General features: G+C 40.7%; 15 protein-coding genes and 1 CRISPR repeat array. Of the genes, 12 read left to right on the top strand and 3 right to left on the bottom strand.

Annotated features, from left to right (window positions below; genetic code table 11):
* On the top strand, positions 1–205 hold a 205-nt coding region (locus ACYQ2L_RS16040), incomplete at its 5' end, for a hypothetical protein (protein WP_460057859.1).
* A gap of 11 nt (positions 206–216) precedes the next feature.
* Positions 217–441 carry a hypothetical protein gene (locus ACYQ2L_RS16045; protein ID WP_460057861.1) on the top strand — a complete coding sequence of 75 codons (225 nt, stop codon included), beginning with the start codon at positions 217–219 and terminating at the stop codon, positions 439–441.
* Here the strand turns inward: ACYQ2L_RS16045 and ACYQ2L_RS16050 are convergent.
* Complete coding sequence (locus tag ACYQ2L_RS16050) at positions 431–1,708, bottom strand: PDDEXK family nuclease (protein ID WP_460057863.1); 1,278 nt, start codon at positions 1,706–1,708, stop codon at positions 431–433. The two genes, ACYQ2L_RS16045 and ACYQ2L_RS16050, sit on opposite strands and share 11 nt — an antisense overlap.
* 407 nt (positions 1,709–2,115) lie before the next feature.
* Between ACYQ2L_RS16050 and cas1 the strand changes: the two genes are divergently transcribed.
* The 4 genes from cas1 (at position 2,116) to ACYQ2L_RS16070 (ending at position 7,660) form a co-directional block, all read left to right on the top strand.
* Positions 2,116–4,509 (top strand): CRISPR-associated endonuclease Cas1, encoded by a 2,394-nt coding sequence (gene cas1 / locus ACYQ2L_RS16055; RefSeq protein WP_460057865.1) that lies wholly within the window; start codon positions 2,116–2,118, stop codon positions 4,507–4,509.
* The gene (cas2, locus tag ACYQ2L_RS16060; protein ID WP_460057868.1) at positions 4,506–4,766 is read left to right on the top strand and encodes a CRISPR-associated endonuclease Cas2; all 261 of its coding nucleotides are present in this window, start codon (positions 4,506–4,508) and stop codon (positions 4,764–4,766) included. Before cas1 ends, cas2 begins: the two co-directional genes overlap by 4 nt.
* 271 nt (positions 4,767–5,037) lie before the next feature.
* Positions 5,038–5,839: a CRISPR direct-repeat array (repeat unit 35 nt; unit sequence CTTGAAATGACCTCCGATTGCGGAGGTGTTAAGAC).
* Positions 5,840–5,968: 129 nt separating this feature from the next.
* Entirely contained in the window at positions 5,969–7,285 is a 1,317-nt protein-coding gene (gene csx2 / locus ACYQ2L_RS16065; RefSeq protein ID WP_460057870.1) for a TIGR02221 family CRISPR-associated protein, read from the top strand.
* 105 nt (positions 7,286–7,390) lie between these two features.
* Positions 7,391–7,660: a hypothetical protein gene (locus ACYQ2L_RS16070; protein ID WP_460057872.1), complete on the top strand. Its 270-nt coding sequence runs from the start codon at positions 7,391–7,393 to the stop codon at positions 7,658–7,660.
* On the opposite strand, the gene csx20 is transcribed toward ACYQ2L_RS16070, so the two are convergent.
* On the bottom strand, positions 7,650–8,060 hold the full coding sequence (gene csx20 / locus ACYQ2L_RS16075) for a CRISPR-associated protein Csx20 (protein ID WP_460057875.1): 411 nt from the start codon (positions 8,058–8,060) through the stop codon (positions 7,650–7,652). The genes ACYQ2L_RS16070 and csx20 overlap by 11 nt on opposite strands.
* 106 nt (positions 8,061–8,166) lie before the next feature.
* A complete protein-coding gene (gene csx2, locus ACYQ2L_RS16080; RefSeq protein WP_460057877.1) occupies positions 8,167–9,489 on the bottom strand; it encodes a TIGR02221 family CRISPR-associated protein in 1,323 nt (440 codons plus the stop codon).
* A 154-nt stretch (positions 9,490–9,643) separates the two neighbouring features.
* On the opposite strand from csx2 (ACYQ2L_RS16080), the gene cmr1 reads away from it, so the two are divergent.
* The 6 genes from cmr1 to cmr6 are packed head-to-tail and all read left to right on the top strand — an operon-like array spanning position 9,644 to position 16,579.
* Positions 9,644–10,885, top strand: coding sequence for a type III-B CRISPR module RAMP protein Cmr1 (cmr1, locus tag ACYQ2L_RS16085; RefSeq protein ID WP_460057879.1), 1,242 nt, complete (start codon positions 9,644–9,646; stop codon positions 10,883–10,885).
* Complete coding sequence (gene cas10, locus ACYQ2L_RS16090) at positions 10,882–12,669, top strand: type III-B CRISPR-associated protein Cas10/Cmr2 (RefSeq protein WP_460057881.1); 1,788 nt, start codon at positions 10,882–10,884, stop codon at positions 12,667–12,669. Before cmr1 ends, cas10 begins: the two co-directional genes overlap by 4 nt.
* Positions 12,666–13,850, top strand: a complete 1,185-nt coding sequence (locus ACYQ2L_RS16095) for a type III-B CRISPR module-associated Cmr3 family protein (RefSeq protein ID WP_460057883.1) — start codon at positions 12,666–12,668, stop codon at positions 13,848–13,850. Before cas10 ends, ACYQ2L_RS16095 begins: the two co-directional genes overlap by 4 nt.
* A complete protein-coding gene (cmr4, locus tag ACYQ2L_RS16100) occupies positions 13,780–14,790 on the top strand; it encodes a type III-B CRISPR module RAMP protein Cmr4 (RefSeq protein WP_460057921.1) in 1,011 nt (336 codons plus the stop codon). The genes ACYQ2L_RS16095 and cmr4 overlap by 71 nt, the downstream gene beginning before the upstream one ends.
* Positions 14,791–14,792: 2 nt before the next feature.
* Positions 14,793–15,206: a type III-B CRISPR module-associated protein Cmr5 gene (cmr5, locus tag ACYQ2L_RS16105; protein WP_460057885.1), complete on the top strand. Its 414-nt coding sequence runs from the start codon at positions 14,793–14,795 to the stop codon at positions 15,204–15,206.
* A complete protein-coding gene (cmr6, locus tag ACYQ2L_RS16110) occupies positions 15,206–16,579 on the top strand; it encodes a type III-B CRISPR module RAMP protein Cmr6 (RefSeq protein WP_460057924.1) in 1,374 nt (457 codons plus the stop codon). Before cmr5 ends, cmr6 begins: the two co-directional genes overlap by 1 nt.
* Positions 16,580–16,599: the final 20 nt, after the last annotated feature.

Genomic DNA, 16,599 nt, shown 5'->3' on the forward strand with positions numbered 1-16,599 from the left:
GGCTGGTGCTATCCTGGGTTTATATGGTGGTCCCGCGGGAGTCGCAATAGGAACAACAGTTGGATCAATTTCAGGAGCGATAATTGCAGCCATGAAAGGTGCCGCTGGTGGTGGCTTGCTTGGTGCAGCAACCGGAAAGGTCATGGACGATAATATTTTCGATAAATTCAAATGCAACGACTGCAGTCACACTTTTTCAGACTAAGGAGGTTTGATATGACAAAAGACAATAAGAAATTTGGAAAGAATGTAATGAAAAGTGCTCTTAAAGGTGCTGCGATAGGTGTAGCAACAGCGCATTCGGCATCAAAGATCGGTAAGCCGCCAATACCCCCTAATCCTGGATTACCTGGCGATCCTCTTGTGCTCATTATTGGTGGTGTGCTTGGGGCAATTGGAGGAATTCTCATTGACGCATATAGTGACATGATTATGGATTAATGAAATCAGAAAGAGGTTTGCATGGCACCGATATTCCTGATGGAAAGGGGGCGTAGCTGGTCAGTATGCCACCGCTTCCATCAGGTTGAATGTAGACTGTCCGATCATTTGAAGAATCATTGACCACATAAAAATCAAGGTTTCTTTTCATTAATCTTGAAGGTAAATGTCTCAGTTGGTCTGGAAAATATGTTTTAGACAAATCTTCAACGTCAAATGGGAACACAGCAGAAAAGGAACGATAATAACCACTACCTTGTTCAAGATTATACAAACGTGCATCAATATCCTTGTACTTGAAATCAAATGTTTTTGCATCAAGAGCGCGTACAGTACCTTTTGTTGTTACGCATAAAAGATCATACTCAGCAGCAATATTTCCTCCACGCTCAGTTATTAAATTAGCATAAGCTACGTTTATATTGTGCTTTTGACTGTTTAGAAGCTTCCATATTCGATCTATAACAATCTTCTCGAAATAATATCCGGGGCCAGGCTTTAAGTTTTCAAATTTCATACAGCTTCTTAGAAGGGAGGCATTCAATTGTATGCTATTACGGTGAATTTGAGCTTTTAGTTGCGGGGAATGAACTGGTATAGTTCGTTTGGCTGTATCTATCCTGTTGTTGCGACTGTTTTTGGCCGGCAGACGTAGCATATATTCCCGGAATTCAGGGAAAGTAAGTAAATCGGTGGACAAGTCATAATCGATTATTTCGCCACGCTTGTAGATAATATTAGGTTCTTCACGCAATTGAAATCCAGACACAGTAAAAATTTCCTCAACACTTATGTCTACATAAATTTCTTGTTTAGCAAGAGTAAGATGACCACTGTCATTGTAACTCCAGATCTCCAGTATGCCTGCATCATCCTGATTAGCATAACAGATTGAGTCCGATAACCCCTTGTCGCAGCGTGCTCGAAAAACTTCCCAGACGGCAATTTGCTGTGGCTTTTGCCCACCGCCAATATTCCACATAATAGGTTCTGTGTGGTCCCAAACTTGCTCTTTAATAGTTTGAATTATAAGAGGGATATTGCTGTCTATGCCCTTGAGATCGAGTGTCGCAACCTTCACTCCACGACTGTGTAATACAGATGTAAGCCCCTTGGACCAGTTAAATTGCTGGGCACGTGTTGTTTCCAGCAGGCAATAGCCGGAAAGCTCTGTTTCAAACTGTACTGCGGGAATAAGATTAGATATATTCTGTCCGGTAGAGACCCCTATCATTATCAAAAATCTACTCCTTTCCTCATTAAACATGAATTTGACTAATTATAGTGAAGAACTTACAATAATGGTAGCCGAATGATTGTTAGAGGACTATTTTCCGTAGGCAATCATTGTCGTGGCTGTAAGTTGACCGTATCCGAATTCGGATACGGTTTTTTAACAAAGGAATACAAGTGAACTTTGAGCGGCGAAGATTTTTTCAGGTTGATTTTGAGGTGCTTGTTCCTATTCTTCGGCTTCCGTTTTATCATGGTGGATTATGGTATGGTCTTGTTGCTGATTTAATTCGTCCTGAACTTGAGGCTGATGGTAGTCTGAAAAAGCTTGGAATTGAATTGTGGCCTCTTGATACTGGAATACGTAGTCTATTTCCAGGCGAAACGGTTTCTGTTGCTGTAATCTGTCCTGAGGATATTGCAAAAGAGATCCAGCAGATTATGGAATCTTCCCGGAACAGATGCCGAACACTGACTGGGCCTCTGCTTCCTGGTAAAAAAATTCAATTTACCCGGATTACTGAACTTGGTGTCGACGGGTATTTGGATGCTGAAAGTCTACAGGTAGAAGTAGAACACTTACAGCAGTTGGATCAATTTCATTTACGAACACTTAGTCCGCTTCGAATGACTTCACCAAATGGGAAACAACATGGTTTTTTTGATCCATGGTACCTTCGAAGTAATCTACCCGATCTTAATTTTTTCAGAAAACTCTTGAAAAATGATTACTCTTCTTTAGAAGTAGTCGATGGAGCTGGAATCTGGTTAGATATGATTTATAACAAAAATTGTATTGGCGGATTTACCGGTTGTTTTTCTGTTCATGGAACTCCGGATAGGAATGAGGCAGAGCAGATTATTCGCATGCAGTATTTTGGAGCTGGAAAGAGCACTACATTTGGCTTTGGTCGGTTTTATATCCCTGAGCTCGATTCAGTTAGAGCCCCAGTTTTACCTCAGCGGAGAACTTCTTTGCTCTCTCGAGCGATGTCGTTACCTGTGTTGAGGGAGGCCCGTCATGGTATGAAGGAATCTTCTCCTGGATCAGATTCCGTCGATTATTCAGAGTTTACCCATGCTACCGATGTGGTCTTATCCAGAATCGGTCAGGAAGAAGCAGATGGCACACGACAGATTGGAGAGGTGCTTGAATTTAAAAAGAAAAAATCTGATTCTTCCGGGCACAGGAAAATTCAGGTTTTTTCTTCTCAGGATAAACTGGTTCTCCGTTCCTATTCCCTTGTACTTTCGGAGATGTTGGAATGTCACATTCCTTTATTGCATGAGGGGGCAATTGCATTCCGCCACATTTTGAGCCGTAAAAAAGCAACTCTCAGAATATCGTCAGCTATACGTTCAGGTATGCGCTGGGGTTTTAAGGTAGATTTACGACGTTATTTTGATTCGGTGCCTTCACCACTGCTTCTGGACCAAGTACGCGGGTTGTTTCCTCTTGATCCATTTGTTCAACGTCTTGAACACTGGATGGATTTTTTTGAATTGAAGCATATATCTGGATTGCCGCAGGGCAGTCCATTAAGTCCTGCACTAAGTAATCTTTACCTTACACCATTCGATCGTGACTTTACTCGGTTCCACAAGGGTCTATATTATCGTTATGCAGACGATATAATTTTTTTAACGCATTCCAAGGAGGCTGCTGAAGAAGCTATTTCCAGCATAGATAAGCTACTGTCAGCATGGCAACAGGAACTGAACCATGAAAAAACCATTATTCTGGACAATATTAATCAGCTGATTTTTCTTGGGTTTTATATCAGTGCCGATAAGGTGGAAGATGGAGCTGGAAAAGAGCGCGAACAGGTACACTGGCGACCACCATATCTGAATGAATGTAGTAACTCAAAAGTAATATATGTAACTCATTTAACCAGTAGACTCCATACTGAACAAAATAATCTTGTACTTGAAGGACAGGACGGACAGAAGAATAGCATTCTCTGGAAAAGTATTTCTCAGATACACGTAATTGGTAAAACCGGATTCAGTAGTCACTTTATGCACAGAGCTATGCGAGATAAAATTCCGGTATTTTTCTGTAATGCAACCGGTCAACGTCTAGGCCGTATGGTTCCTGATGACTGGATAGATTTAAAATTTTACGATATCCAAAAAGCATTCATGCAAGATGCTGAAAATGTTTTGCAGTCAGCAAAAAATGTTGTAAGTAGTAAACTATACAATTCAGCAGCAACACTCGAGCATTTTGGCAAGTCACCAGGTAGTTGCCTGGAAACACTCAACAAAGTAGCGACTGCAGATAATGATGAGTCCCTGAGAGGATACGAAGGTTCATACGGCAGATACTATTTTTCTCATTTTGCGCAGTTAGTAGAGCCATTTGATTTTCAGGGGCGCAGCTATCATCCTCCGAAGGGCGAGGTTAATTCAATTTTATCATTTGGCTACACTTTGCTATATAACAGAATATCTGCGGCTCTATCTGCAAGAGGAATGAATCCGCGCATCGGTTTCTTTCATGTCTCACATGGAGCTCATGATGCTTTGGCAAGTGACATTATGGAGAGCTTCAGATTTATAGTAGATGAGTTAATCATCGAACTAATTCAGACAAATTTCATTGTCAGATCGGATTTTGATCTTATTCCGAACAGAAACCAGGGCCTTTTCAGATTGAATGGTGACGGATTCAGAAAATTTCTACGACAGTTTGAGCTTAAAATGCACGAATCGCGGTTATGGGAAGGTGATATTACTGAGACACCGTTGGAAGCATTACAGGCTTGTGTTATTGACTACAGTGCTGCAGTGAAACTCAAACAACCATATACTGCCAGGAGACGCATATGACCTACCTTGTCACGTACGACATCAGTGACCCGAAAAGACTCAGAAAAACTGCAAAATCACTTGAGCGTAGTGGAGTCAGAATTCAGAAATCGGTATTCATTCTGGAGGTCAATCAACACAAAATCCGTTCAATCAGGAATGATCTTGAACAAATAGCAGGTCCGGAAGGTGATATTCTCATTGTTCCAATTTGTTCTGCCTGCAACAACAGGGTCAAGCGATTAGGGCCCGAAAATGAAACTTTTGTTATTGCCTGACTTGCAAAGTCAGTATGTTTTGAGTACAATTCGGTATGTTGTATAGGCTATCCCTGCAGTATTTAGGTGACTCTTTCCCAAGAGTTTTTGGAACAGACTGTTTTTTAGATTACCGGAATAACCAGATGGTGCCGGTGAGGGAATGGTAAAATGCAGTTGAGTTTCCGTACCGTCAGGGGTGTTCTATTGCTGTTTGACAGCCATAGCGAAGGAACTCATATCCCTTATTATCGGGGAAGTATGTATAAATTAAATCCTACTACATGTAGCTCTTGAAATGACCTCCGATTGCGGAGGTGTTAAGACCTCAGCATCTCCTGGATGCTATCATGTAAAATATTTCTTGAAATGACCTCCGATTGCGGAGGTGTTAAGACTGTTAATGAACATCTCTGTTGCCACATCGGTCTGTCTTGAAATGACCTCCGATTGCGGAGGTGTTAAGACGATTGTCATCGATCTCCTGTTTTTGCGTCGATCTACTTGAAATGACCTCCGATTGCGGAGGTGTTAAGACAATAGAATTCAACTCCACCCACGCCTCGTATTCATCCTTGAAATGACCTCCGATTGCGGAGGTGTTAAGACGATGCGGGCGGTTTGCCCGATGTCGAATGCCACGACTTGAAATGACCTCCGATTGCGGAGGTGTTAAGACTATCCTTGATATGATTTGGACCGCAGTTATCCATGTCTTGAAATGACCTCCGATTGCGGAGGTGTTAAGACTTACCAGAGTCACACCTGTCTTGATCTTTTCGACTCTTGAAATGACCTCCGATTGCGGAGGTGTTAAGACTCTTCGACGCAAGTAACTTACCTTCTCGAATCAATCTTGAAATGACCTCCGATTGCGGAGGTGTTAAGACCTCCTTTGGGATTATACATCCCTACATTAATATCTTGAAATGACCTCCGATTGCGGAGGTGTTAAGACTGGTAGCTACCACGGAAGTTCCAACTGCTATAACTTGAAATGACCTCCGATTGCGGAGGTGTTAAGACAATCTTTCCGCAGTTCTAATCATAGAAATTTGTCTTGAAATGACCTCCGATTGTGGAGGTGTTAAGACTTAGGTAGCTTTTCACAAACAGCACTCGTTGACTTCATTTGAAATGTATATATATACCGACAGTCTGGAATTTCCTTTTTTGTGGCGAGGGGCTGTCTAAAAGCATTTCTGTTATATATGGAGGTATCTATGAAAAATAGTTTAATAACATTTCTTGGTACAGGTAATTATGAGCTTACATCTTACTCAATGAATGGAGCCGTAATTGAGTGTGTGTCCTTTGTTCAGCAGGCTATTATATCTATGGCAAAAGACTGCTTTCTTAGTGAAGATGATGAGATTGTAATATTTGTAACAGCGCAAGCCCGACATAAAAATCTGGAAAAACTGCTGCAGTGTTTAACAGAGATTTCTCAAGCAGATTATTTAAGGTTTTCAACTAAAGTTGTAGATATTCCAATGTGTACCAACGAAACTGAAATTTGGGAGTTATTTGAGCAATTATGCAAAGTAGTAAGAACTGAGTCTGTTGTCCATGTTGATATTACGCATGCGTTTAGATTTATGCCTATGCTAGCCATTGTATTTCTGGACTACGCAAGAATGGTTCTGTCTGCATCAGTTGGACATATTTGGTATGGTGCTTTCGAAGCAAAGTGCAGCAACAATGGCATTTCTCCTATACTTGATTTCTCATCCTTTGCGGATTTGCAGCAATGGAATTCTGCTGTGGATTCTTTTTTGAATGCAGGAGATGCCAAACTTTTGCTTCCAGTTTTAGATAAGAAGTTACGAGTTTTGCTTGCGCATGAAAGCACCCGAAGCTTAGCTGTACGACAGCAACAAAATCTTGCAAAACAGCTGACAGCTTTTACTGAAAATATCCGTGCTGTTCGAGGTGAAGCTTTGTACCAAGGTAAGGAATTTACACGCATAAATCAGAGTATAGAAGATCTGATAACTGAAATTGATGCTGTTCAACCTCCACTAAAACGGTTGTTAAAGGCTATTCGTAATAAGATTAATGGGTTTCAGACAGACTCGTTGGTTAATGGTATAGCTGCAGCTCGATGGTGTGCAGAGCATGATCTTCTACAGCAAGGAATTACGATTTTACAGGAAACTCATATTTCTTTGGTTCTTGATTCTGTTGGGCTTGATTACTCAGAAAAAGGGGCGCGTAACATTGTTGGTAGCTTGATGCGGTTTATGTGTGGCGGGAAGACTCCCTTAACCTTGGAGGATGCTAGTAATAAAATAATAGAAAGCAAGGACAATCAGGCAGAAAGGCAACAGGCTTTACAGGTAATTTCAGTGATCGTTTCGTCACCTGTTTTTTATTCATTAGGCAGTCTCTATAGTGACCTGAGACTTACAAGAAATGATATAAATCACGCTGGAATTACTAGCAATAGCAAAGTTTCTGCAATAAGACGAGCATTTTTAGCTGCTCTGGATAAAAGTGAATCTATAGTAAAGATATCTGGAAAGTTCCCTGGAAATTGAAGCTTATTTCCTTTTTTGATCATATGTTTTTCACTGCAATGCATCTATTCTGTAAGTGTAAAGCAGACTGTGTCTGCATCATTACAGTATTCAGGAGGTGTTATCATGACAGATATTATTTGTTCAAAGTGCAAGTCTTCTTCAGTAGTCAGAAAATCCTATGCAACTAAAATTGGGGCTACGGTAGGTTTTATTGGAGGACCTGTGGGCACTGCTGTAGGAATAACGGTTGGAAGCGCCGCTGGCGCTATACTTGCTGGACTGAAAGGTATAGCTGCTGGATCGGCGATTGGTGCCGGTGCTGGGAAAGTCCTTGATGATACGGTGATCAACGCCTACAAATGTAATCAATGCTCACATGTTTTTACTGTGTAGTGGATTTGCAGCTTAAGCAGTCTTGATATTTTCTGAAAAGCACATGCTGGAATTGACTCTGTTTGTGTATAACTCCGTTTGATTCAGTTTCTATTGCGATGCGTTTAGTAGTAGCGTATATTGGTATAAGATTATCAGCAAGAGAACGTGAGACAATACCAAAAACCGCTCCGAAGTCACCTTGTACAAGAATTACATCACCTGGATGTGTGACCTTCTCTATCCATGTATACACCGGTTGTAATTGCCTGGATAAAGAAGCAGATTCGGCGGGAATGTTTGCCCATAATTGTGAAATATCTTGTGTAGGGTATATAATTTCTTGAATGTCATATTCTTGTTTGGCCTGTTGCACTTGATTTGGGGTTAATTTATGATTCATTAATACTAATAGGTTCATGATGTTATCCTCGATAATATTCCTTTTATTTCAATGGTGGCGTCTCTATGATCGGTTGGATCATATATGGATACAATCCAGATGTTCTCGTCCATTTGATAGTTCTTTACGGTATCTTTTTTATTGCTTCTGAATATACTCGTTCAAGGGCTGTTTTCATCTTCGTTGGGTTTGTTGTATCCGGGCGTAATCCACAATGGTTTACATCATTTCGTATCAGTATTAAGTCACCGTATGCTTTAATCAACCAGGCATTGTTATGCAGGAATATCTCTGATGGCTCATCAATATTCATATTGGTTCTTTGTTTTTTTTGGGCCATTAGTCCAATTTTATCTGATAGGGTTTCACGGAATTCTCTTTCATATATTTTTTCCTGATCGATGAATAAGATTGCATAACTTAATAGTGTTTCCTGAAGAATAGTTATTCCTTGCTGTACCATTCCATGATCAATACACCATTGTACTGCGTGGAAACCATTTTTTACTTCATTTGAAGAAGAAAAAGAAGCGATTTTATTATTGATCAATTCAAGCAATGGTTCCAGAGCCCTTAAATTTTCTGTGTTTGTATGTTTCTTTAAATTGTGAATACTGTTTTTCAGAGATTCAAAGATTTTCCCTTGATAAATATCTTTACCCCTATTGGTAGCGATGGCTGGATATATTTCATGTATAGCTTTACTGAGTTCTCCCAAGCTCTTCGCTACAGCGTCTTTACCTTTAGTTTCACGTTTAATTGGATTCGCCCAACTCTCTATGCCTCGTTCCAGCTTCTCTGAGATGCCATAATTCATAAATACATCGGCGCCATTACTCCATTCCTGTAAGGTGTGAAATGAAGATAGTTCAAGTACCGGGGCATTCCTCTCCGATATCGGCATTTCACTACGGATTTTATGGGCCGGACCAAGTTTTTCGAAAGCTCCGTAATATATTCCGCCTATGCGTATTGAGTGTGTTACTTTCAAATAATTAAGTAGCACCATAGCAAGCATTGGAAGTGATCTGAATCCATGGGTTATATCGAGATGTATTTCGTCTTTTTCTTTAACTTTAGATACTAATTGTTGGAACAGGTTCCATATATCAATCTCGGTATATCCTTCGGGAATGTCAGTAACCGGGTAAACAGTTGGCCCTGCAGGGTACTGTAACAAAGCAGTCTTCAGACCACCCAGTGATGAGTCGCAATGTTTGTCCTGACTGCTTTTATTGAATCTTTCATGATCATCCCAGTTTCTTTCAGCGGCGTCCTTGGTTAGAAACACATAAAAAACATCATTGCATGACCAATCTTTACATATATGTTGGTACAGGGCTTCTTGTATATATTGAACATTTTTCACAGAGTGTCCGCAATCGAATACATAATTGCAACGAATATAATCATTTGTGCCTAAAAAACTGATACATATCTTTCTCATATTGATTCCTCACACAAGTACTAATGATAGTTCGATTTTAATAAAAAGCAAGAGAGTTAATAATTTGCATTTTTTTCCTCTATGTACATAATAAGTAAAAGTATGAATTTCTAATAACCAGAGTTGCTCAGATTATTACCAGAAAGGAAGGGCCATGATCAGAAAGCAAATAAAGGCATCGGGTTCTTTCCCGGAATTTTCTCCAACAACTGCACGTATAACGAGAGAATATCATTTCCATCTGCTGACACCGATGATTGGTGGTGATGCTGAAAGCTGGATAATAAACAGATCGGCTCCTGTCCGGGCTGCTTCATTGAAGGGGCAACTGCGCTTCTGGTGGAGGACCATGCAGGATGAAATGGAACATGATGAACTTCTAAAAAAGGAAAGTCAATTATGGGGTGGTTTTAGTCGCGACGATAATCCATTGCAATCACCAGTGAAGCTATCGGTAGTTAGTCGGTCTTCTATAGTCGATGATGTGAAAATGATGCCAAATGGAAAGGACATTGATGCCAATAATAATCCTTTATCGAAATATGTGCTGTTTCCATTGCAGTCTGAAACTAAGAAAGAAATCATGACCGAAGCAGAGTTTACGCTTCTTGTGAGCATGCCAGAAAAATATCTGACTGAAGTTGAGCAAACACTGAAGCTGTGGACGTTATTTGGTGGTGTGGGGGCACGTACTAGGCGAGGGTGTGGATCAGTATATTGTGAATCGCTGATGCGTGCATTTACCAATATCGATAGCGTACAGCAATTTTTAAAAAATAGTGCAAGAGGCGGCGAGGCCACATTCTTATATCCACGTATTGCTGGTGCGCAATTGTATTCCACAGAAGGTAAGAAAAATATAAAATCTCTTCAAGATAGCTACGGTAAGTATCGTCAGAACCGAGCAGCAGGATCCGGTGGTGGGGAACCTACTGGGCGTTCATATTGGCCTGAACCAGATGCTATTCGGCGCGTTAAAAAAAAGAATGCCTCATTACATGAGCCAGAGCATCCAGATGCGATCTGGTTTCGGAGAGCAGCATTTGGGTTGCCTATCATGACAGAGTTTAATTCAAAATCATCGGGGAATGGTAAGAAAGATCCGTCTGTTAAAATCAGTCTCAAACCAACAAAGGCAAGCCGTTGGCCTTCCCCGATGATTCTAAAAATGGTTCGTCTTGGTAACGGTAAAGAAATCAGTATAATGCTTGTGCTGAATCACAAGTTTCCTGAATCAATTTCTCTGGATAATCAAGAGCTGGATAAATCGGCGCATCCTGATAACACGCGTAACAAGGTTATGATTAATAATCCAAATGAAAAGCAGCTGGTATTGAATGGGAGAGGTGTTTACCAGGCATTAGCTGACTATTTGGGAATGAAGGAGGTGGGATGAGCGATAAAAACCTTATCCTCATATCTGTTGGCCCAGTTCAGGACTTTATTGCCGCGGCACGCAAACTCCGTGATTTATGGTTTGGATCAACAATGTTATCTGAAATATCAAAATGTGTTGCACGCAGCATGTATAAACAAGGGTGCACATTGATTTTCCCAGCGGTTGAAAATGATCAAGACTCAGCTGAAGGATATATAGATAAGCTAGTTGAGTTTAGTGAGTTTATAGTGGCTAACAAGATTCTTGTTATAGCAGATGCCGATAAGGATCCTGGCGCACTCCTATTGAATGCCGAGAAAGAATACAAAGATTTTTTTGCTAAAATAGCTACGGAAACAATTGAATCGATGAGTAAGATGTTTCCACACATCCCGATTGCGAAAGACATATTCTTTGCTCAGGTAAGAGACTCAGGTGAATTCTATGGAGTGTGGGTACCGATTGGTGACAATTATGTGCAGGCACGAAGGGCAGCTGAACAGCTTTTGGGTGCCAGGAAAAATCTGCGGAATTTCCGTGTTCCGGAATGGCAAGGAGCCGGTTTGAAAAAAAGTAGCCTGGATGGAGCAAGAGAAACCGTTTTGATACGTCGAGATGCTGCAGTTGCGGTTCCTGGTTTATTAAAAAGGGGCGAAGAGCTGGATGCAATTGGTTGTATTAAACGTTTCTACACAATTGGCGATAGTCAACTGAACAAGCATTTTAATGATCTGTCTGATATCGCTATTATTCCATGGCTTGAAAAGATCGAGCAAGATGCTGCGTTAAAATCGCTACATACTAATCTTGTTCAAAGCTACAATGAACACATAGAAGACAGCAATAATCAGAAGCCGGATAGATTTTGGAATTCCGAATACTATTTTGTGGAGAAATTTGACATAAAGGAAGAGCCTAAGGACGAAGTAAAATCATTTTACAAAGATCTTGATAGTTTGAGGCATCCTAAAGAAGCTGGCTTTCCACCAAAATATGCATGCATCCTGGTTGGAGATGGTGACCGGATGGGCTCTCTGATAAGCGAAATAGATAGTGTTGAAGGGCACCAGGAATTTTCAAAAAAGTTGAGTGAATTTGCAACCGAAGTTGGAAAAAGCATCAATCAATTTGGAGGTTCTCTTATATATGCCGGAGGTGATGATGTTATGGCATATCTTCCATTGCATAATGCGCTTGAGTGTGCCGATCGCTTGCGTATCGATTTCTACAATATAATGAAAGATGTTGTAGATTTATTAAAACTTAACTGTGATGTGCCAACGTTTAGCGCTGGAATCGCAATTGTTCACCATTCGGCGCCTCTTTATTCTGCACTGGAAATGGCGCGAGAAGCAGAGGGAATCGCAAAAAATGAAGGTGATCGAAATAGCATTGCAATAATTCAGAGTAAACGATCTGGTTCCCCCCTCAAAATATATGCCAAGTGGCAAAGTCCAAATGGTGATGTGTTTTCAGCTCGTGTAATGAAAATCGCAGGTTCATATAATTCCAGTGAATCGGGGTTATCTGTTTCTACAAGATTGGCGTATCAACTGCGTCAGATTCGTCTCGAATGTGAAGATCTTTTAAGCTTTAGTGTGCAAGCAGTAGATGGCAAAAAGCGCTTGATTCCAAAAAATCCTGCTTCAGCGCTGGTCCTCCGTCTATTTCGGCAAAAAGAGTTATCGGACTTGCTTATAGAAGAACTCTTGCTGCCGGCACAATCCATATCCCATCTTTCCAATGAAATGGTGCTTGCAAAGCAGATTTCAACCGTATTGTACAAAAGGGTAAATATATGAGGTTCTCACTTGCGACAAATGATCAGTTAATATTCCGTGATGGCAAACCATTTGGTGATGCAGGTGTGTTTGGAGGATCAGCAAGATCCTGGATTTTACCTCAAACAATTACTGGAATGGTACGCAGCGCAATTGGGCTTTCCCGTTCTCCTGAGTATTTTAAGATTACAGGGAACAGGGATAAAATCCTTGATGTGGGAGTTGAACGAATTCTGAATTATGTCAATCTTGACAGTGAAAGAATGGCTCTTTCTCCGCTACCAGCTGACATGGTGTTCACAAAAGCAGGTAGCGATGGTCGGCTTTTTGTATTTCCTCTGGAGTTTAGAGCCTTAGCACGAGGTTGCGGTACAGATATTCCAAATCATGACTGGTTATACCCAGTAGCTGAAACCCAGGAAAAACCAGCTAAAAATCTGCCATCCTTTCTATACTGGCGATTTATGGAGAAATACTGGTCCGGGGATCTGAAACAGGGTGAAGTCTTGACTGTAGAAGAAATGGGTATCGGATCGGTAATCAAGCAGTACCGAGTTCATAATGGTATAGATCGAGATAGTGGGGTTTCCAGCGATGGTAAACTCTTTTCTAACTCCGGAATTTATCTTGCAGCCAGAGCGCCGGGAGATGAGAGCACGTGTTTATCTCTATCTACATCCTTTTCTGTTACTGGCATGGAAAAAACAGATATAATGCCTTCAGAAGCTTATCTTGGTGGTGAGCGAAAAACGGTGCAAATTCGTCCGGATGAGGATAGTTTTCCACCTTTGATTCATTCATGTGCCAAGAAGAAATTTCTTAAAATTGTGCTTGCTACTCATGGGAATTTCGATAGTTGGTGTCCATCCTGGCTAATGCCGGATCTGAATAAAAAAGAAATATCATTTGTTACTATTCCTGGAACAGACTACTCAGTTCGATTGCGCTCAGCATGTATTCCTGGCTGGGAACCCATTAGTGGGTGGAATTTTGCGGCTGGGAAGGGTGGTGCACCCAAAGCAATGAAGAAAATGGTTAAGCCCGGTGCTGTATATCTTCTGGAAATCGAAAAATCGCAACAATCAGAAGAAATCGCCAAGTATTTCTGGGGAGGCAATCTTTGTGGACAAGATGAACACAAAGAAGGATATGGTCTCACCTTTACGGCTGTATGCGATAAACAAATATCTTCAAATTTATAAGGAGCTTTTTATGGAAAATGTGCTGTGTTCCATTCGAACACTAACTGCATTACATTGCGGGATCGGGCAAGGGGTTAATGATATCGATTTACCGGTGGCAAGGCATCCGGTTTCCGGGCATCCCGTTATTCCAGGATCATCACTGAAAGGCGTTCTGAAAGATGAATATATATCAGCAACTTTTGATAATGAGGAAAAGCGGAAAAAAGTTCATGCATTGTTCGGTGGGGTTCATGATTCCAGCTATGCATCGGCGATATCTTTGAGTGACGGAGTTCTCTTGTGCTTGCCTGTGCGTTCTTTCTATGGCACGTTTGCTTACCTGGCATCTCCATATACGCTCCAAATGTTGAAGAACGAATGTAATAGAGTTCAGCCTGGTATTAACCTTCCGGCTATTCCTCCCCTGAGTATTGCTGATCCTAAAAATGACAACTACAAAGCGATAATAACAGGAAATACGGTGCTGAAAACCCAAGGAGACAAGGAAATATTGCTTGAGGAGTTGGACGTGCTTGTTGATATAAGACAGACCGTGATTGCTGAAGAATGGGCGGCATTCATTGGGAAGCTTTTTTATAATGATCAGGAAGGTCGGGAACTGTTTTCCCGGCGATTCGCAATTGTTGATGATAATGTGCTCAATTTTATTACAGAAACTGCTTTGCCGGTAGATGCCCGCATAGCTATTGATGATGAAACCGGAACGGTGAAAAAAGGGGCTCTATGGTATGAAGAAACTGTTCCTGCTGAGACCTTGTTTACTACTGTAGTGACTATCGGAAATTCATCTTCTCAAAGTGTATCGGCCTCTGCTGTAGAATTAATTGAGTTACTGACAAGCCATGGTAGGATCCACTGTCAGATAGGGGGGAAATCTACCACAGGTAAGGGATTCTCTGCGGTAGACTTTCATCAAGATCTGGAAGGGAGTTGCTGAGAATGATAACCAAAAGTCAGAATTACTCAAACATAGTTTTTCAGAATATGCAGGAATTTATTTCAAAACAAGAATCTTCAGATTCGCATGAATTGTTACGGAGCTATAAAAGCCTATGTAAACGTAGTGGTGGACTGCTCCGAACTACAGGGTTAATGCAATTCCTTATTTTTCTGCAATCAAAAGCAAATGATAATGAGTATTATAAATATTTTCTCGATCATCTGAGGATAGAATCTGCGAAAATCAATGTGGCTTTAGGTTCGAGTGATTCCCGTCAGTATATTAGCATAATCAGAGAGATGAATCTCCCGGAATACATGAATACTACACGGATGACGCTTGGTCTTCTGCAATGGCATAAACGCCTTGCTGATGTTCTGATCCAAGGAAATGCGCATGGAGATTCGGAGTGATGGCAGGACAAGCAGTACGCACAGCTATAGGTGGAAAATGGCCGGATGATGACAATGGTATAAAGTGTTCAAATCTTGGTCTTTATTATGACAAATTGACGAGAGATATCCCCGAAAAGAATAATAAAGCTGCACTTTTAAAAAAATACACAGGAGTGCTTGCTTCGGTGTCTGATAATGTCTGTTACCGATATGCATATAAGAACTGGATGAATATACAGCGTAAGTTAGAATCGGAAGGTAAAGTTCGATGTATAGAAATTACATCAATGAGTCGGGTTCTGCTTGGCACAGGAAACTCATCGGTACTTGAAAATGGCATACAACTGAATACTCCCTGGGGTGTGCCCTATATCAGTGGGACCACATTGAAAGGATTGGTATCCTCTTACATGTCAAAGTATGGTGGTGATGCCTGGAAACGTAACAAAAACGGTCAGAAGAGTGAAGCACAGGTTGAACTGTTCGGTGGAGAGAAGGATGGCATTTCCTTTTCAGGCTCTATAGGCTTTACTGACGCCTGGTTGGTTCCCGATGGCACAGAATGGTTTGATCAGGATATAATTACTGTTCATTATCCAAAATACTATTCAGGAAAAGGCTGGCCAACTGGAATGGAGGATCCTGTTCCTGTTCCAATTCTTGCGCTGAAACCTGGATTGCATTTTTCTCTATCTCTCTATGGTAATTCAGTTGTACTTGAGCAAATTTTAGAAGTAATGCGCGATGCATTAAAGGGTGAAGGTATTGGGGGGAAGACCGCAGTAGGTTACGGAAGGTTTGCAATTGAAAAAAACAGCGAAGAAAAGAAAAATGAATCGATTGCTTCTATCGAGAAAAGTACAACAAACTCTGATTTCAAAGATCAATATGCAAAATATAAAGATAATTTAGATCCTGATATCAAGAATGCGTTGATAAAAGCATTGCTTCGTATCGGATATTGCAAAGAGTTGGAGACCTATTGGGATAATTTACTTCCTTCGCAGTCTCTTGAAAAATTCATTAATTCAGATCCTGAGAAGGCATCACTTCAAAAGGTTAATAAAAAATATAGAGAAATTTTAGAAAAATGTTCTATGGATGAAATAATTAGTGAAGATAGGTATGCAGTTTTTAATTTACTCATCAAAACTTTTGGTGCAAAAGAGATTTCTGAATCTAAACTTAAGATTGTTTCTGATCTTAAATATACTTGGGAAGACATGGCTTTATCAGATGAATTTCTTGAGGAATATGTTCTGTCTCCGAGTGAAGAGAGATCTGTCTGGCCTCCAGTAAGTGAGCTTATTACACTACTTAAATCAAGAAATATTCGCGGTTGCACAGACGAAGTAATAAAGCTAGTCTTGAGCGAACTGCATGATGTTTGACTATGATGAAAATTTAAAAA

The sequence above is a fragment of the Spirochaeta dissipatitropha genome (assembly GCF_054657935.1).